Raw genomic sequence first — 18,388 nt, forward strand, 5'->3', positions numbered from 1 at the left:
GGAGAAGAGGCAGCACATGGCTAGGATCAGCGTTTTTGGAATCGGATATGTCGGCGTGGTGGCAGCCGCCTGCCTGGCAAAGGATGGCCATGAAGTCGTGGCCGTCGACATCGATCCGGCAAAGGTCGACACGATCAATCGCGGCAAGACGCCCATCGTCGAGAAGGGCCTGGAGCCACTGATCGAGATGACCGTGGCAAGCGGGAAACTCCGCGCCACGCTCGATATCGATGAGGCAATCGCTGCGACGGACTTGTCCTTCGTCTGCGTCGGCACACCGAGCGCCCCAGACGGTTCGGTTGGCCTGACTTACGTGGTGAAGGCTTGCGAAGCCATCGGCGCGGCAATCGCCCGCAAGGACGGCTTCCACTCCGTAGTGGTCCGATCCACGATCGTGCCGGGTACCATGGACAAGGTGTGCATCCCTGCGCTGGAAGCTGCAACGGGCATGATCGCCGGGAAAGATTTCGGCGTCGGTTACTATCCGGAATTTCTCCGCGAAAGCACTGCGATCGAAGATTACTACGATCCGGGCCTCATCGTCTTCGGCGCAATCGATGCAAAGACGGATGCAATACTGCACGAGATCAATGCAGGTCTTCCCTGCGTTTGCCATTCGGTGCCGCTCGCCACCGCCGAGATGATCAAATACACAAGCAACTCCTGGCGCGCCGTCAAAGTGACCTTCGCCAACGAGATCGGGAACATTGCTAAGGCCTGCGGTGTCGACGGCCAGCAGGTCATGAAGATCCTGTGCTCGGACCTCAAGGTCAACATCTCCCCCTACTTCATGCGCCCCGGCTTTGCCTTTGGCGGCTCCTGCCTGCCCAAGGACGTGCGTGCGCTTCGTCACCTGGCCAAGGAAGCCCATGTCGAAAGCGCGCTGCTCGACGCGGTTCTCGAAGCAAACGAAGCCCAGATCGACCGCGCCGAAACCATGGTCTCCCAGATGGGCGGCCAGACGATCGGCATGGTCGGCATCAGCTTCAAGACCGGCACGGACGATCTGCGCGAGAGCCCGCTTGCAAGCCTTGCTTCACGCCTGATCGACAAGGGCTATGATCTCAAGATCTACGACCCCTTCGTTCAGCAGGCTTATGCCGAAGGCATGAGCGGCGCCGGTCGCGGCAATGATACCGCGATCGACCTGAAGAACCGCCTTGTCGGCGAACTGGACGACCTGATCGACACCTCGGACGTCATCCTGGTCGGCAACCATTACGCTGAAGCCATGCCGGCCCTGCAGAAGTCGAGCGATACCATTCCCATGGTCGACCTCCTGCGCATCCGCCCGGACATCAGGTCGTCCGGAACCTACCAGGGTATTTGCTGGTAAGGAGCGCGCCGATGCTGGCCCACGTCATCTATCTCCTCTCCATGATGATCCTCGCGCTCAGCGTGCCGCATCCGACCGTCAACGCGGTCTCGGGCACCCTGATCACCGTTGGTCTCATCGGAGCCTGGCGTTATGCCTGGGCCGGGATCAACCTGGCGCGGGCCGCCTACTTCCTCAACTTCGCCTATCCCCGGCGGCGGCGTCTCGCCGCCGAGGCCTACACTCGCAGAGGTCTCAAGGATCACGCCTATTTCCTCGTGACGACCTACAAGATCGCTCCGGAAATCTCGACGCGCGTCTACCGCTCCATCTTCGAGGCCGCCTATAACGCAGCCGGCGGAGCGACCATCGTCGCGTCCATCGTCGACGAAGCCGATGCACGGCTGATCCGCCGGGTGATGGAATCGGTTGCCGCTCGCCATCCCGGCAGCAATGCCATGGTCGGCCTGAAGATCGACAAGATCGCCGGCACCGGCAAGCGTGATGCGCTGGCGACCTCCTTGCGCTCGATCGCCAAGCTGAACCCTGGCCGCAATGATATCGTCGTTTTCGTCGACGGAGACAGCTGCGTGCCGATCGATGTCGTCGATCGCAGCCTGCCTTTCTTCACAGATCCGGCTGTCGGTGCTGTGACCACTGACGAGCTGAGCGACACGCAGGGTGGGCGCCTGTTCCGCGACTGGTTCGACCTGCGCTTCTCCCAGCGTCACGTGATGATGTCGTCGATGTCGCTGAGCGAGCGCGTTCTGACCCTGACGGGCCGCATGTCGATCTTCCGCGCCAGCCTTGCAACCGATCCCGGTTTCGTCGAGCTCGTGCGCCACGACTTCATTGACCATTGGCGTCTCGGCCGCGTCAACTTCCTGACCGGCGACGACAAGTCCACCTGGTTCTGGCTTCTGCAGCGCGGCTACAAGATGCTCTACCTGCCGGACCTCTGCACCCTGTCGATCGAGACGCAACCTTATCCAAGCTTCTTCGGCTCGGCGATCGTGCTGATGACACGTTGGTTCGGCAACATGCTGCGCACCAATGGCCGCGCGCTTGCACTGCCGGCCTCGCAGATCGGTTACTTTACCTGGTGGTCGGTCTTCGATCAGGCGCTGTCGATCTGGACGACGCTTGCCGGCCCTGCCAGCATCCTGCTCGCCGCCTTCTTCGTCAGCCCGTGGATCCTGCCCATCTACTTCGCCTGGGTCATGTTCACCCGCTACAGCTTCTGCACCATCATCATGGCGTTTCGCGGCCGCAGCTTCCCCGTCACCTTCCCCTTCCTGCTCTATTTCAGCCAGGTCGGCGGTGCGGTGGTCAAAAGCTTCATCCTTTTCCGCCTCGACCGTCAGAAATGGACCCGTCAAACCACCTCCGGCAGCGGCAAGCCCGTCCCCGTCGGCCAGCGCTGGCGCGCCCTCAGCTCCACCTACATGCACTGCCTTGCCCTCGGATGGCTCATCCTCGGCGTGGCCTATGTCGGCAATATCATCTAACCGCGAAAGATCGAGATCATGGACATCGATACGAAAGCCGCCCGCGACACCGCTTCTAAGCCTATTGCGCAGCAGCCCGGCAATTTCCCGGTCCTGCTGGACAATGGAACCGAACACCCGAAGACCAATATTCCCTTCGCAGCCATCATCGACGGGCGTCATTTCAGCGGCCAGAGCATCTCTCTCGTCTCCGCCACGGTCTCCGGTCTTGCCGGCCCCGAGCTTGAAGGCAAGGAACGCATCGCTGTCCTCCGCTTCGATTTCGACGGCTATACCGTCTCTCTGCAGGTTGATGTCCGCATCAATCGCACCCACGCGGAAACCGGTGAACTTCGACTGGATTTCCTTGAGCCGACCGGCGAGCATCTTCCGACGCTGCGCTATCTACTCAATAGCTACATCGCAGGTGATATCACCTCGCTCGACGGCATCATCAGCCTGCGCGAACGAGCAGCAGTTGCAGGCGGTAAGAAGCAGACAGGTCCGGTCACCTTCGGCAACTTCATCGGCCGCACGGTCAAGGTGGTGGCGACGGTTGCGCTCAGCCTGACGCTCGCCGTCGTTGCCGCCAAGCTGGTATACGAGCGCGTTTTCTCTAAGGAAGTGCAGCAGCTGGCTGTCCTCTCCACCGGAGGCCAGGCCCTTCGAGCCGTAGCGAGCGGCCAGATCTCTTATCTCAACCTCGGCGCCAAGCGCGGCGAAGTGCTCTACACGCTGCAGTCCATCTCCGGTACCACGCTCAGCATCAACATGCCCTGCGACTGCAAGGTCCTGCCGATGAATGCCGGTGAAGGCTCGACGGTCATGGCCGGCGATACCATCGTCGAAATCATCGACCGGGCAACCGCTCCGGTGGTTCAGGCCGTCGTGACCTCAGAGCAGGCAAAACAGCTCGTCGCCGGCGACATCGCCGAACTCAGCCTTGCTGACGGACAGGTTGCCTTCGGCACGCTCGCCCGTGACGCTCAGGCACTGAAGCCGGTGGGCAATCAGGGTGAAGTTCGAGCCCTGATCGCACCCCAGGCCGATCTCGGCGAAGCGGCAATCGGTGCGCCAGTCTCCGTCCGCATCATCAACAGGCACATCTTCTCCGTCAGGCAGAAGGTCGCTCAGTGGTTCGACACAAAGTCGACAAGCTGATCGGCCCGTCGAGGCAGACTATCCGCAATCACTCCAACGAGTTTTCAGGAGCAGCCATGCAAGACGTTCATCCACTCATTCTCTGCGGCGGCATCGGCACGAGGTTATGGCCACTCTCGCGGACGGAGCACCCCAAGCAGTTCCAGCGCATCGATGGCAACTCGGAAACGACGTTTTTCCACGCCACCGTCGAGCGCCACCGCGCCCCCGGCTTCGCCGATCCGATCGTTGCTGTCAGCAGCGCCCATGTCGCGACCGTCCTGCAGCAGCTGGATGATCTCAAATGCTCGGCGCGGGTCATTGCCGAGCCGATCTCCCGCAACACCGGCCCCGCCGTTCTTGCGGCAGCGCTGACGCTCGCCAAGACCGATCCGGCCTCGCTGATCTGCGTCATCCCCTCTGACCACATCGTCAAGGGCGACCTGCCAGCGAACGTGCTTGCCGCTCGCAAGGCGGCCGAACAGGGTCACATCGTGCTCTTCGGCGTTCCGCCGGAATATCCGGAAACCGGTTACGGCTACATTGTTGATGGCGGAGAACTGGAAACGCTGACCTGCGCCCGCAAGGTGTCGAGCTTCATCGAGAAACCGCCGGTCGAAGTAGCAACCGCGCTCATCGACGCGGGTGGTGCCTATTGGGCCTCCGGCATCAGCCTGTTCCGCGCCGATGTGCTCATCGAGGAATTCAAGCGCCTCGATCCGACCACCTACGACGCGGTCAAGTCCTCGCTCGAACTCGCCCGCCAGTCGGAATACGCCATTTATCTGAATGCCGAGGCGCTGATGCCGGCAGCCAACCTGCCGACCGAATCCATCGTCTTCGAACATTCACCGCGGACCGTGATCGCGCCACTGCTCGTCGCCTGGAGCGATGTCGGCGCATGGAACGCCCTGCACCACATCGCCGAAAAGGATGACGAGGGCAACGTGCTCAGCGGCGACGTGATCAGCATCGACACCCGCAATTCCTATGTCCGCGCCTCCGGCAAGCTGGTCGCGGTCGTGGGGATGGACGACGTGGTCGTTGTCGATACCGATGACGCGCTCCTGATCACCACCCGTGACAAGGCTCAGCAGGTCAAGCAGATCGTCAAGAAGCTCGAAACGATCAAGCGCCGCGAACTCGCGCAGCACATGCGCAACCAGATGTCCTGGGGCGAAGTTCGCCGCGTCCAGAGCGGCCCCGGCTACGAGTTGCGGATGATGACGCTGCGTCCCGGCACCATGCTGCCCATGACTGAGAACCTTGTGGCGCACCGCATGGTGACGGTCACCGCCGGCTCGGGTCTGCTGAAGACCGGCGCCGTGACCCGGCCCCTGCGTGTCGGAGATAACTTTGAAGTCGCAGTCGGCCACAACGCCGTCATCTATTGCGGCCCGGAGGTCGAAATGCAGCTGGTCGAAGTGGTCTGCGAGGTCGCCGAGGAAACCGCCGACGCTCCCTTGACCCTGCAACTCGTCCATAGCTGAGGAAAACCGATGCGAAAGGGCCTTCCCATTCTCCTGGCGCTCATGATGGCGTCGACCGCTGTCGGCGCCCGCGCCGAAAGCATCGGGCATGCGGATCTCGCGCGTCTCAACGAGACGGTGGGCGCGATCGGTCGTCGTCTGGCCGATACGGATGCCCGCAAGTCAGATGCCAGCGCGCTTCTGACCGGTCGTCTGGCCGGCATCGGTGCCAAGGGTCAATGGCAGGTTCCGACCTTCGACACCCTTGCGGGAAAGCCGACGCTGCACACGATACCGGTCGATTTCATGCTGGCGCAACTGCGCCTGCAGACCGGCGGCAAGTTTGCTCCGAACGCCCATAAGGCGATTGCCAACGGGGCAGCACCCGCGCTCTTCATTCGCGGCGGAGTCATGTCGCTCGACGAGCTGGCGAAGCTAGCGGCCACACAGCATCCGGGCGCAATCGAACAGCGAGGTCAATCCTTTATCGCCCATTGGCCGATCGTCATCTGGTCCGATGCCGGTCTCGTCCTGAGCGCAGGTCAGCAGCTGGAACTCTCCACCGGCGAAGGCGCTTTCGTGCTGAATTCCGGGCTCTTCACCATCGACCGGGCAAGCCTCAGCTCGACCCCAGAGAAAAACGCCATCCTGCCGGAATTCCGACCGTTCCTCGCAACCGCCATGACCGGAGCCGTGCAGGCCCGCGAAGCGCGCTTCTCCAATCTCGGCTATGGCGAGACCGGCGTGACAAGCGGTCTTTCGATTGTCGGAGCGGCACTCTACCCTGCGAAGATGCGCTCGAGCTTCAGCGACAGCAGCTTCGTCGGGCTAAATGCCGTAAGCCTGGAAAATGCCCGCGACATCGCCATCGTCGGCAATCGTTTCCAGAAAATGGTGGGGCCGGCCATCGCCATGAGCGGTGTCACGAACAGCCAGATCCTCGGCAATGTGATGATGGGCACCCGAATGGCGCAGGCCATCGACGTGCAGAACCGCACCTCTGACATCGAGATCACCGGCAATGTGGTTCTCAACAATCGCGGCAGCGGCATCTTTATTGCCAATGACGCGCGGGATGTGACCATTGAGGCGAACCTTCTCTCCGGTAACGGTCGCGGCGGCGTCTCCGTGGTGCGCAGCGCCTGCATCGACATCTCCGACAATGTCATTGTTTCCAATGCTCAGGTTGGCATCAAGATCCGGGCAAGCGATGCGCTCAGCCTCTCCGGCAACGACCTGATCGCCAATGCCGGCGCCGGCATCTCGGTCCTCGACCAGCAGAAAGGCGCCCTGATATCCGTCGCCGACAACGCCTTTTCGGCCAACAAATCCGGCCTCTACGGCGGCGCCGCCAGCGAAGTGGCGCTGAATGCCAATGATTTCGCCGGCCAGTCACCCATCCTGCTCGACGGCGAATTCGCCGCTTACGTGCCGGAACTTCTCCGCATGTCCTCCTCGCCCGAGGGTGCGCCACAAGCTTTCACCATCCACCCCAACGCAAAGTCGACGACCGGGCAGACGTCCCGGCCTGACTGCAAGACTGGGAGCTAGTTCATGGTCTTCTCCTCCGAGACTTTCCTCTTCCTCTTTCTGCCCCTGTTCCTGTCGGCCTATTATCTGACGCCGGAACGCCTGCGGTCATGGACGATCCTCATCGGCTCCTACATCTTCTATTGCTGGTGGCGCGCCGATTTCCTGCTCCTCTTCATCGCCGTCACCGCCTGGGCCTATGGCTGTGGCCTGCTGATACACCGATGGGAAGGGCAGGCCCGCGCCAAGACGACACTCGTCGTCGGCGTCATCGGCTGCCTGATTGTGCTCGGCATCTTCAAGTACCTGAACTTCTTCATGGACAGCTTCGCTGCTCTGATCGGCACCACGCCGGAAAAGCTCGGCTACCATTGGCAGCTCATCCTGCCGATCGGCGTATCCTTCTACGTCTTTCATGCCATCGGTTACATCGTCGACGTCTACCGCAAGGATACCCCGGCAACACGCAGCTTCGTCGATTTCGCCGCCTTCATGGCCCTCTTCCCGCACATGATTGCCGGCCCCGTCCTGCGTTTCCGTGACTTGACTGACCAGTTCATCAAGCGCGAGCATTCGCTGCCGATCTTCACCTCCGGCCTCTACATCTTCACCATCGGCCTCGCCAAGAAAGTGCTGATCGCCGACACCGTCGCTCCGATCGCCGACCAGGCCTTCTCGATGGCCAACCCGACGGCGGTTGAATCCTGGCTCGGCGCCATCGCTTACATGCTGCAGCTCTATTTCGACTTCTCTGGCTATTCCGACATGGCAATCGGCCTCGCGCTGATGATGGGCTTCCGCTTCAAGCAGAATTTCAACACGCCCTATCTCAGCCTGTCGATCACCGAGTTCTGGCAGCGTTGGCACATTAGCCTCTCCACCTGGCTGCGCGACTACCTCTACATCCCGCTTGGTGGGAACCGCAAAGGCTCGGCACGCACCTACGTCAACCTCTTCCTGGTCATGCTGCTCGGTGGCCTGTGGCACGGCGCCGCCTGGACCTATGTCATCTGGGGTGCATGGCACGGTGGCTGGCTCGCGATCGAACGCTACACCGGCTGGGCCAAGAAGGCACCGCCGCGCATGATCTCCCTGCCCTTCACTCTCCTGCTGGTGCTGATCGGCTGGGTGATGTTCCGGGCAGCAAGCGTCGAGGGAGCGTTCACGGTCTATGGCGGCATGCTTGGTCTGAACGGGATCGCGCCCGGCATCGAATTCCTGGCCAACGTCACCCGCGAGAACATCCTCTTCCTGGTCCTGGCGATCATCGCGGTCTGCGGCGAGCCCTACTTCAAGAAGCTGACCGATGCCGAGATCTCGGCGGAAGCCCATGGCTTCGAGGTCACCGGCAACGGCGTGGCGGTTGCCCGCCCCTCGCTCGCCTACCCGATCGCCATGAGCCTCTTGCTCGTGGTCACCGTCGCCCGGCTCTCCGAGCAATCGGTCTCGCCCTTCCTCTACTTCCAATTCTGACGGGAGATTGAACATGGCCAACCTTCGCCAGCATACCGCAAGCCTGCTGCTACCGACCGTCTTCTTCGGTTATGCGATCTATGCCAACTCGACCATGCTCTTTGCCCCGCCGACAGACGCCAAGGGCGGCAAGATCAACGACCTGTCGCTCTCCTATGTCATTGACGGCGAGGCGACCCGGGATCTGGACGCGCTCTACAAGAGCGAACTGCCGCACCGCGATCCCGCCGTCGGCGTGATCGGCAATGCCCGCTATGCGTTGCTCAATTCCGGCCGCAAGGGCGTTATCGTCGGCGACGAGGGCTGGTTCTTTACCGGCGAAGAGTTCAAGCGGGTCAAACCGGCAGATATCGACAGCGCCGTCGCGAAGATCGACGAAGTCAGGGCAAAGCTGGCAGAAGCCGGCGTCCAGTTGGTCATGGTCCCCCTGCCGGCAAAGTCCGACGTTTACGCCGAGCACCTGCCGGACGTCATGCGTTCCGACGCGATGCAAGTCGCATACTCGGACTTCTCAACTGCCTTGAAGGCAAAGGGTATGACTGTTGTCGATACTCGCGAAGCCATGCTCGCCGCCAAGCCGTTCGGCGAACTCTTCCTGAAGTCTGACACGCACTGGACACCCACCGGTGCCAAGATCACGGCAGAGGCCGTCCAGTCGACGATTCAGAAATCCGGAATCTCGCTGCCCTCCGCAACGGTTACGGAAAGCTGGGAGGCGCCGGTCGACATCTGGGGCGACTTGACCACCTACATCACCTCGCCGGCCTATGCGCCACGTGTTGGCCTCAAGCAGGAGAACATCCCGATCTACCGCACTGCGGTGAACGCTGATGCGGCAGGCACGGATCTTTTCGGCGACGAGACGAAGGTCCCGGTCATGCTGGTCGGCACCAGCTACAGCGCCAATGAGAACTGGTCGTTCGTTGATTTCCTGCGCCAGTCGTTGACGGCAGACGTCGTCAACGTCGCGAAAGAGGGTCTTGGTCCTGGCGTGCCGATGATGGATCTCCTGGAAGGCACAGCGCTGGAGGATACGCAGCCGAGCGTCGTCGTCTGGGAGTTCCCCATTCGCTATCTCGGCACCTCGACGCTCTGGGAGCGCAAGAGCCAGAGTGGCGGCGGCCATCACGGCGGCGTGGGAGACAGCAATGTCTGATCGCACCCAGAAACGCTCGCTCCGCAGCACCTTGCTCCTGGCCGTGTTTGGCGGGCTGCTCGTCGCAGCCGCTCCGGCAGAAGCCGTCACACCTTTGTTTCCGACGAAGAAGATTGAAAAGGTGAAGCCGGTCAGGAAAAAGACCATGGGGCCTGCCTCGCATCTGCCGCTCGCGCTGCAGGCGACGCGCAAGAACCTGCTCGCCGGAAAGCGCGTGACCTACCGCCAGCTTCAGGCGCTGGCCGATGCCGGGGATGGCGTCGGTGCCTTCAAGCTGGCGGAACGGATCCAGCAGCAAGGCGACCCGAAGCTGGCCACCGATGCGCTGCACTACTACTCGCTCGCTGCCTTTGACGGCCGTGGCTACGCAGTGCGCCACATGCTGAACATCCTTGCCGACGACCAGGTGCAATTGTCACCATCGCATCTGGCAAGCGCCGAGGCCGCACTTCGAAACCAGGCGAAGAAGGGCAACGAGATCGCGGTCGATGGTCTCATCAAGCTTTACAGCCAGGGCCGCCCCTTTGGCGAGAAGCGTGGCGAACTGGAAGCCCTGCTCGCCTCCGGCGCCGGCAAGAAGAACGGCGACACCGCCTTTCGCATGGCTGTGATGCTGCTGTCCCAACCCAGCCGCACACCCGAACAGACCGAGCAGGCCGCCCGCTATCTCGGCATCGCCCGCCACAAGGGCAGCGTCGGAATGAAGGCAGCAGCGAGCAATCTGCTTGCGCAACTGACTGAGCCGGCCACCGGCACCAACGCGGAGGTTCAACAATGACCAGAACACGCAAAAACGCCTATCTCTTCGGCACGGCCCTGTCCGTGCTGAGCCTCGGCATGACGATGGATGCTTTCGCAGCCGGCCCCGAAACAACGGGCAAGGATGCTGGGAAGGTCGAATCCGGTTACGGCTGCAGCGGGCTGGAAGATGTCTCGGAACTGCAGATGATCGAGGGCAAGGACGGGATGTTCTTCCGTATCCTCGCCGACATGCGCTTGCAGCACGCCTTCACCGACCAGACGGTGGACCATCTGGCAGCCATGGCAAAGGCGCTGGAAAAGAGCGGTACGACGCTGATCTATGTGCCCCTCCCGACCAAGTCGCAGGTTCTGCCGGAACTGGTTCCGGCCCGCGCCTCGCTCTACGGTTTCGACGCCAACATTGCTGCCGAAATCTACGACGACGTCGTGCGCCGCCTTGAGGCCAAGGGCGTCGCATCCGTGGATATCGCAACGCCGATGCGACAGAACAACAAGAACGAGTTCGGCGAGTACGCCTTCTTCCAGGCCGACTTTCACTGGACGGCCCATGGCGCCGGCATCGCGGCCAAGGCGATAGCGGACAAGATGAAGGCGCTGCCGGCGTATGAAGGTGTCAAGCCGGTGGGCTTCACCATGCAGGAGATTAAGCCAGAGCCTGAATTTTCCAGCATGCGCGAACTGCTGCAAAAGCATTGCATATCAAATGTCCCGACGGTCACGGCCCACGCTTATGAAGCGGTGCGCGAAGAAGCGAGCGCCGATGCCGGCTCCATGGATATCTTCGGCGGCGGCGACGAGGCCACCATTGCCCTGATCGGCACCAGTTACTCCGACAAGCCGATCAGTAACTTTGCCGGCTATCTCGAACACTGGACCGGCGTCCCGGTCGACAATTATTCGATTTCTGGCGGTAACCAGTTCGGCTCGATCCTCTCCTACATCACCTCACGGGAATTCCAGGAGCAGCGCCCGCGCTTCATGATCTGGGAGAACCCGATCTACAACAACCTTGGTCAGTATGGAGCGGCTCCCTGGGCAGAGATCGTCGCAGCATCGCTCGGCGACTGCGGCACCAGCGTCAATGTCAAAACGGTCGACGAGAAAACCGTCGCCGGCGACCTTTCTTCGCTGAAACTTGGTGCTGACGATGTGCTGCTCGCCGATATCGGCAGCGATGTCAGCCGAAACGTCACCTTCACCTTCACCAGCGCGGACGGCACCGTCCGCACGCGCTCCATGGAACGCGGCGATCGCTTGCGGGCGACCGGTCGCTACTTCCTCTCACTTGGCGGAATTCCGGCTGATGCATTCGGCAAGGTTTCCGTCTCCTTCGACGCCCCGGTCGGCGATACGACCGCCCTTTCGGTCTGCAAGACCAAAACAGGAGAACAATCATGAAGACCTTCAATTCCCCCATTCTGGCTCTCGCTTCGATTGCAACGACGCTCGCCTTCGGCGCGCCCGCATTTGCTGACGATGGCGGCCTCTATGCCAAGCCTCTGGATCCGAACTCGGCCTTCGTCCGTGTGATTGCCCCCGGCGCGTCGAGTGCCACCGTCAACTCCAGCTCGTTCAACCAGCTTTCCGACGGCGTCTCCCCTTATGTCGCTGTTGCACCCGGTGACATCGCCGTGACAGCCAGCGGCGGCCAGGGCAGCGTAAAGGCCGCGGCCGGCAAATTCTACTCCGCCATCCTGACCGAAAGCGGTCTGGTGACCATCGAAGACGACATGACCAAGAACCCGTCCAAGGCGACGCTCAGCCTCTACAATCTGACGGAAAAGGCCGACATCGACCTCTTCGTGCCACAGGCGGGCGCCGAAGCGGTCTCCGACGTCGACAGTGGCGCTTCGAAGTCAGTTGCGCTCCGAGCCCCGCTCAATGTCGACCTCGTTGTGCGCGAGGGGGACAAGGAGATCGCCAAGCTCGACAAGATCGAGTTCAAGCGGCTCGCCGGCGTCACCGTCGTCGTCACCGGCACAGGCGACAAGGTCGATGCCGTCGCCGTGCCCAGCACCATTTCTCGCTAATTCGTAAAGACAAGTTCCGGAGGTTTATCATGACGATTGCAAGACTGGCGAAATCGCTGCTGATGGCAGGCGTGATGACGATAGCCACCGGAACGCCTGGGAGAAGTGAGCCCATCGACGTCCGGTTCACGCCGCCGGACGTCGCACTACCAAAGGCACCAATCTGCAGCGCCCCCGTGCGCGATGAGGATATGATCGCCGACTGGACCGCCTGGGATAAAAAGAAGCTTCCCAAGCGGGAAGTTTATACCATCACGCGCGACATGAACCGGTTGCGCGACATCGACGCCCGCCGCTTCGAGCCGATCATCACGCGCGTCCAGGAACTGCTTCCGACCGTGAAGCCCGGCTATGGCGAGAAGGACGCATTGTTCGACAAGGTCAAGCTGATGATCGCCATGGGACAGAGCGACAAGGTAAGCCAGGAAGGTCTGGTGCAAAAGCTGCTGGACATGGGCGGACACCCTGCCGGCTCGCTGAACACGCTGGCCGATTTCCTGATCGACGGAAAAGGCATCGCTGCCGACCGCAAGGCGGGCCTGAAGCTGAAGGTCGAAGCTGCCTATGGCGGAAATTCCGACGCCATTCTCGACCTTGCCCGGATGAGCAAGGATGGTGAAACAATCGAGGGCTGGCAGATCGAGCCGGAACTGGCCGTCAACATGGCCTTCGGCACGCTCGTCGGTGTCCTCGACGAAGGGATCTGCGATCGCATCAGCCGCGTTGCACGCGAATATGACGGTGGCGAGATCGTTGTTCAGGACCCCAGCCTGAGCCTGGCCTGGTATCGCTTTGCAGCCGATCTCGGCGACACGACAGCCGCCTGGAAAGTAGCGGAATACAATCTTCTCAGCGAGAAGGTCGTCAAGGACAACGACGTCCTGATCAAATATCTCAAGATGGCCGCAGATGGCGGCAACATGTCCGCGATCCTGGAAATGGGCCGTCTCTATGCCGAAGGTGCACTTGTGCCGCAGGATCGTAAGAAGGCTTTTGCTTACTTCCAGGCCGCGGAAAAGCTGGGCAACCAGGCTGGCCTGATCAAACAGGCCCAGTTGCTGGAGCAGACTAAGGACACCTCGCCGAAGGATGCGGCAGCCTATGAGGAGATCCTGCACAAGCTGATCGACCGGGATGATCCTCCGGCCTGGGCGTTCACCCGCCTTGCCCGCGTCATCCAGGCCCGGGACGGTCTTTGGAAATCGGCGTCCGCCGTCCGCCCGCTCCTTGAGGAAGCCGTCAAGCGCGGCGACATCGAAGGCGGCATCGACCTTGCCGAACTTCTCGTGCGAGCGGATCTGAAGCCGGCAACGATTGCCCGTTCTGCCGATCTGCTCACCAGCGCGACCCATATCAATGGCGACATCAACGCCATTGCCAAGCTCCAGCGCGTCTATCTCTGCGTCGACCCGACCGGCCCCGACTTCGCGTCGGCCGATTATTGGTCCAACATTGAGGCAGGCGCCGGCAACAAGACGCTCGACCTCGCCCCTGACCAGATCGATCAGTTGCCGGCTCTGAAGGATCCGCTCGTCATTGCCGCGATCCAGACCCAGGCGCTCTACGGTCGCGCGAGTGCGCTGGCGCTCTATCAGCGTTATCTGAAGGGTGCCGGCTATTCCGATCAGGTTCTGAAATTCTGGGCGGAACGCGCCGAAGTTCGTCGTGGCGCAACCGTCGAGGCGGCCCTGCTCGAGTTCAAGCAGAACCTCGAAAAGGGGCAGGTCAACGAAGCAAGACGGACAATTCAGATGTCGGGCGAAGGCATGACGGTGGATGCCGGCCTGAGCTTTGCCCGCTTTCTAGTCAAGAATTATTCGAACGATGCGGAAAGCATGGAACTCGCCCGCGAAATCCTCGCTCCTCTTGCTGAAAGCGGCTCCGGCCGTGCGGTAAAACTGCTCGAGGAGGTGAGTGGGTCTGATCTCAATCCGCTGTCCTCGCCGCTCGACAACTATGCCGAAATCATGCGGGACCGTGGCGATATGGCCGCCCAGCTTCTGCTCGCGGAAAATGCCAAGAGCGATGCCGACCGCAAGCTCTACTATGATCGGGCGATCAGCACGCAGCGTTGCGACTACGACGATAGCATGGCACTGGCGGAATTCGCTCTGCGTCACGAGCCTGAGGACACCCAGCATTGGCTGAACATCGCCTCGCACATTGCCGGTGACGATTCCTGGCGCAAGGTGAAGATCGGCGACATGTATATGGCCCTGAAGACGCCGGAAACGGAGAACACTGCCCTCAAACTCTATGCCGAAGCGCGTGAGGGTGGCGAAGCCGCAGCCTTCTACCGCCTCGTCAAACACTACGCCGACAATACCGGCAAGGCTTACGATCCGAACAAGGCGAGCGACATCTTCGTCGATCTGGTGGCCCGTTCTGAGCCGGAAACGGTAACAGACAAGTTGGTCATGCTGTCGAACATGAAGCCCGAAATCCGCCGCATCGTCTCGCAGCGCATCGACATCAAGGATCTCTATCGCAAATCGGCCGAACTCGGCCAACCGGTTGCCATGCGCGAATTGGCAAAGCTCCTGCGTGACGACCCGAAGGACAGCAAGGCCGTATTTGCGTCGTTCGATTGGCTGAAAAAAGCCGCGGAAGCAGGAGATGGTGAGGCCATGTTCCTCCTGTCGCAGGCCTATGCCTATGGCTCGGGAACCAAGCCGGCACTGGATGCCGCACAACACTGGATGGCCAAGGCTGCAGAGGCTGGCTACGCCCAGGCAGCCTATGTGCTGAAGCTCAACAAGTCAGGAACGGAGGGTTGATCATTTGACCTATTGCAATCGAACCAGGCTTGCCCTGATCGCGACAACGTCGCTCCTCTTCGTCGGCACCGCCATTGGCGGTGCCTCCACAGCCGAGGCTGCACAGCAGACGTGTTTTACTGCGCCGAAACCTGTGATGAGCCTCGGCTTCGGCAGCCGGTATGAGGCAGCATCGAAGTCTCGCTCGGACCTCGACGAAGAATCGGACGCAAAAGTCACGAAAGCGCTGAAACCGATCGACGAGTTCATCCAGGATCTTGCCAAGCAGATCAGCAAGGCCGGTTCGGAGAAAGATGTTGCAACACGCCGCCTTTACCAACGCTGCGTCGTAGAGAATGTCTACACCTGGGCCAAGGCCGACGCCTTGAACGACATGCGCACGCCGAACGCCAAGCTGTCTATTCCCTCCCGCGTCGGCGGCATCGCGATTGCCTATGCCGAAGCACGCAACCAGGTACCGGGACTGGGCGACAAGCAGCGGACCATCGAGGCCTGGCTTCTCAAGCGCGCACGCGAAACGGTCTATTTCTTCGACAACGAGGCCACCAAAGGCGCATCCCGCAATAATCTCCGTGCCTGGGCAAGCCTTGGCGTGGGCGAAGTGGGCATCCTGACGGAAGACCGTGCGCTGGTGGACTGGGCAATCATGAGCAACAAGACGATGATCGAAGGTGCCTCGCCCGATGGCAGCATCCCTCTCGAAATGAACCGGATGCAATATGCCCTGCACTATCAGCTGCATGCCATGACACCGCTGGTCGCATCCGTCGCAAGGCTTTGCGATGCGGGTTACGGCAAGGGGGGCGCGGACTTTGGCAAGCTGGGATCGATGGCACGCTTTTCCGTGAATGCCGTGAAGGATCCCAAGATCGTCCAGAAGATCAACGGCAAGGCCCAGACAGTGAAGCCGGGACTGAAGACGAATGCCTCGTCACTCGCCTGGCTGGAGCCGTACGTCGCTCTCAGCAATGATGTGAACCTGGAGAAGGAGTTTGCCTCGCTGCGTCCGCTGAGCAATTCGAAGCTCGGCGGGAACCAAACCGCGCTCTATGACGGGCGCCGGATCAGCTGCACCATAACGGCGCAGAACTAAAGCGCATCCTTATTCCGAGGAAAGCCGGATGCGGTGATTGATGAGCGGCGCTTCTGCGCGCCGGGTTTCGGCTGTCGATCCACTGGACTGACAGTCGTCCTTCCACTCGGCCACTTCGAGCGACACGAGCGTGCGCACGGCGTCGGGCGAGAACGCACGGCCATGGGTTCCGGCCAGCGCATCCTTGAGGCGCTCGAGTAGTTCTTCGGTCTGGGTATTCGGGGATTGCGTAGCCACGATATTCCTCCGAGATCATCCTGCGCCAAAGATGGGAATTGCGAAAGCGCCATACGAGGAGATTTGCGCCCGAAATCTTTAAAAAGTCGCAATTCTTCGTGAGCCCGCTCATTCGGAGGCGGCTCTTTTGTCGACGATGGCAAATGAAGTATGACGAAGAACGCTGAAAAAAGCGTGGCACCTCGACGACGAGGGGCGGCAAAGGCTGGCGGACATGCCGCCAGCCGGCAGAATCAGGCGGCCATGCCCCAGGATGACGGATCGTCTTCACCGAACATCCGCTCCAGGCTGAGGAAGCAGATCATGCTCTTGTCGTGCGCGATGATGCCGTCGGAAAAGGCAGCGCTGGGGCCGGTTGCAGCCGGCAGCGGCTGAAGCGTATTGCCAGCGACAGTCAGGATGTCGGAGACGCCATCAACCAGCAGACCAACGGTCATGCCGTTGACTTCGGTCACCACCACCGCGCTACGCTCGGTTGCCTGTGCAGCCGGCATGCCGAGCTTCACGGCAAGGTCTACGATCGGGATAACCGTGCCGCGCAGGTTCATGACGCCAAGAACTTCGTAGGGAGAATGGGGAATCGGCGTGACCGGCGCCCAGCCGCGAATTTCGCGGATGGAGGTGGTCTTGACGCAGAACTCCTGTTGGTGAAGACGGAAAGCAATGATTTCGAGGGCATCTGCGGCATTCGACGTCGTGTTCATCTGGGGTCCTCCCGCGGGAAGCTTGGGACGCTTCCCTGTCTATCGATGGCTCCGGCAACTCGACACACGGCCGGATGATTCTTGGTGGTGCGCAACTGCGACCACTCTACTCACCAGCACTTAACGAATTTCTAAATTGGATCTCCAATACTGCAGTATTAGGCGAATTTCCGAAGTCTGCACCCTCAAGCAAGCGCTTCGAGAGCAAGTGTTCTGAAATGGGACATCTGCCCGACACTCCAGGTGGAAAACTCGGTGAGCAAGGCATCTGACACCGATTGCACCACACCGGCACGGGTCACGAACAGACCGCTCGCTGCAGCATGCGCGAGAACATTGCCGACATGTTGCCGCGAGACCTGAAAGCGTTGAGCAAGGGCATCATAGCTGACCGGAAGGTCCCAGGACTGCCCTGTGCAGGCGGCGAGGTACGCGCCCATGACGGCACAGAGGATCAGGTAGCCGCTGTCTCTTCCGGTGAAATCGACGATGGTGGCGAAGGGGGCGAACAGGACATCCTGTTCCTGATAGCGCATCACCGAATGCCCCACGAGCCGCGCCATCCTGTTTGCATCCGACCGGAACTTCTCTACCAGGGTAACATCTTCTGGCTCGAGACGTTCAGAGGCCTCCAGAAAAGCCAGCGGAGACCGCGCCACCTCCTGGACCAGCGGAGGGGTCGCCCGCAACTGAACGGACCGCCGGTCTAAGGCATTGCGTTCCGCAATGACATAACCGCCGATCCGCAAACCGGCGATGAGATCGCTCACCTGACGCGGGCTGCCCGGCACGACGGCCTGGAGATCGGTCATACTGGGTGAAGGTCCGAGGCCCATGCGGAAGCGCGTCTCAAGACCGATCAGCATGTAGCAGGTGATGTACCGCATCTTCTGGGCAAAAATTTTGTTCGCCGGCCAGCGGAAGCTGTTGGGTGCGGCCATGCTTTGGCAATAGCCCAGCATGGCCTGGTTCAAACCGTCCTGTTGCAAGAACTTTACCGCCTGCTGCCAGACCGGCAAGGTCAGATACGGTTCGACAGTAGGATGGATCGGGCGGTGACCTTGCCTTCCGACCGCCGCCGCATCGTGCATCAATCCACTCCCTACATTCGAGAGAGGCATAACATGCCGATTCGCCGGCGGCGTCGATTGCTAGTTCTTGCAGTCTCGCTCAAACAGGAGGTGCCAATAGAACCCGGGAACAGCACGGTAGCAC

At 61.1% G+C, this 18,388-nt stretch carries 15 protein-coding genes; 12 read left to right on the top strand and 3 right to left on the bottom strand.

The features are described from left to right. The first annotated feature begins 16 nt into the window (after window positions 1–16). Genes ASE36_RS14610 through ASE36_RS14665 form a run of 12 tightly spaced genes read left to right on the top strand, consistent with a single transcriptional unit; the run spans window position 17 to window position 16,232 of the window. The gene (locus tag ASE36_RS14610) at window positions 17–1,336 is read left to right on the top strand and encodes a nucleotide sugar dehydrogenase (RefSeq protein WP_062280825.1); all 1,320 of its coding nucleotides are present in this window, start codon (window positions 17–19) and stop codon (window positions 1,334–1,336) included. 11 nt (window positions 1,337–1,347) lie between these two features. Continuing rightward, on the top strand, window positions 1,348–2,823 hold the full coding sequence (locus tag ASE36_RS14615; protein ID WP_062280828.1) for a glycosyltransferase: 1,476 nt from the start codon (window positions 1,348–1,350) through the stop codon (window positions 2,821–2,823). Between the two features lie 18 nt (window positions 2,824–2,841). After that, window positions 2,842–3,963, top strand: coding sequence for an HlyD family efflux transporter periplasmic adaptor subunit (locus ASE36_RS14620; RefSeq protein ID WP_062280830.1), 1,122 nt, complete (start codon window positions 2,842–2,844; stop codon window positions 3,961–3,963). A gap of 56 nt (window positions 3,964–4,019) precedes the next feature. Beyond that, window positions 4,020–5,432 (top strand): mannose-1-phosphate guanylyltransferase, encoded by a 1,413-nt coding sequence (locus ASE36_RS14625; RefSeq protein WP_062280832.1) that lies wholly within the window; start codon window positions 4,020–4,022, stop codon window positions 5,430–5,432. A 9-nt stretch (window positions 5,433–5,441) separates the two neighbouring features. Further along, the gene (locus tag ASE36_RS14630) at window positions 5,442–6,962 is read left to right on the top strand and encodes a right-handed parallel beta-helix repeat-containing protein (RefSeq protein ID WP_062280835.1); all 1,521 of its coding nucleotides are present in this window, start codon (window positions 5,442–5,444) and stop codon (window positions 6,960–6,962) included. Between the two features lie 3 nt (window positions 6,963–6,965). After that, complete coding sequence (locus tag ASE36_RS14635; protein WP_062280838.1) at window positions 6,966–8,414, top strand: MBOAT family O-acyltransferase; 1,449 nt, start codon at window positions 6,966–6,968, stop codon at window positions 8,412–8,414. Between the two features lie 13 nt (window positions 8,415–8,427). After that, window positions 8,428–9,570: an alginate O-acetyltransferase gene (locus ASE36_RS14640; protein WP_062280842.1), complete on the top strand. Its 1,143-nt coding sequence runs from the start codon at window positions 8,428–8,430 to the stop codon at window positions 9,568–9,570. Beyond that, window positions 9,563–10,348: a hypothetical protein gene (locus tag ASE36_RS14645; protein ID WP_062280845.1), complete on the top strand. Its 786-nt coding sequence runs from the start codon at window positions 9,563–9,565 to the stop codon at window positions 10,346–10,348. The genes ASE36_RS14640 and ASE36_RS14645 overlap by 8 nt, the downstream gene beginning before the upstream one ends. Further along, window positions 10,345–11,730: an alginate O-acetyltransferase AlgX-related protein gene (locus ASE36_RS14650; protein WP_062280848.1), complete on the top strand. Its 1,386-nt coding sequence runs from the start codon at window positions 10,345–10,347 to the stop codon at window positions 11,728–11,730. The genes ASE36_RS14645 and ASE36_RS14650 overlap by 4 nt, the downstream gene beginning before the upstream one ends. Beyond that, on the top strand, window positions 11,727–12,362 hold the full coding sequence (locus tag ASE36_RS14655) for an alginate O-acetyltransferase AlgF (RefSeq protein ID WP_062280858.1): 636 nt from the start codon (window positions 11,727–11,729) through the stop codon (window positions 12,360–12,362). The genes ASE36_RS14650 and ASE36_RS14655 overlap by 4 nt, the downstream gene beginning before the upstream one ends. Window positions 12,363–12,391: 29 nt before the next feature. After that, the gene (locus tag ASE36_RS14660; RefSeq protein ID WP_062280861.1) at window positions 12,392–15,139 is read left to right on the top strand and encodes a tetratricopeptide repeat protein; all 2,748 of its coding nucleotides are present in this window, start codon (window positions 12,392–12,394) and stop codon (window positions 15,137–15,139) included. Window positions 15,140–15,143: 4 nt separating this feature from the next. Beyond that, the gene (locus tag ASE36_RS14665) at window positions 15,144–16,232 is read left to right on the top strand and encodes an alginate lyase family protein (protein ID WP_062280864.1); all 1,089 of its coding nucleotides are present in this window, start codon (window positions 15,144–15,146) and stop codon (window positions 16,230–16,232) included. Window positions 16,233–16,241: 9 nt separating this feature from the next. Here the strand turns inward: ASE36_RS14665 and ASE36_RS14670 are convergent, their stop codons facing one another. From ASE36_RS14670 to ASE36_RS14680, 3 genes are all read right to left on the bottom strand, one after another. Then, window positions 16,242–16,469: a hypothetical protein gene (locus ASE36_RS14670; RefSeq protein ID WP_062280868.1), complete on the bottom strand. Its 228-nt coding sequence runs from the start codon at window positions 16,467–16,469 to the stop codon at window positions 16,242–16,244. 233 nt (window positions 16,470–16,702) lie between these two features. Further along, window positions 16,703–17,173, bottom strand: coding sequence for a chemotaxis protein CheW (locus tag ASE36_RS14675; protein ID WP_062280871.1), 471 nt, complete (start codon window positions 17,171–17,173; stop codon window positions 16,703–16,705). A gap of 185 nt (window positions 17,174–17,358) precedes the next feature. Further along, window positions 17,359–18,264 (bottom strand): hypothetical protein, encoded by a 906-nt coding sequence (locus ASE36_RS14680; protein ID WP_062280874.1) that lies wholly within the window; start codon window positions 18,262–18,264, stop codon window positions 17,359–17,361. Window positions 18,265–18,388: the final 124 nt, after the last annotated feature.

The organism is Rhizobium sp. Root274, assembly GCF_001429245.1.
Classification (GTDB): domain Bacteria; phylum Pseudomonadota; class Alphaproteobacteria; order Rhizobiales; family Rhizobiaceae; genus Allorhizobium.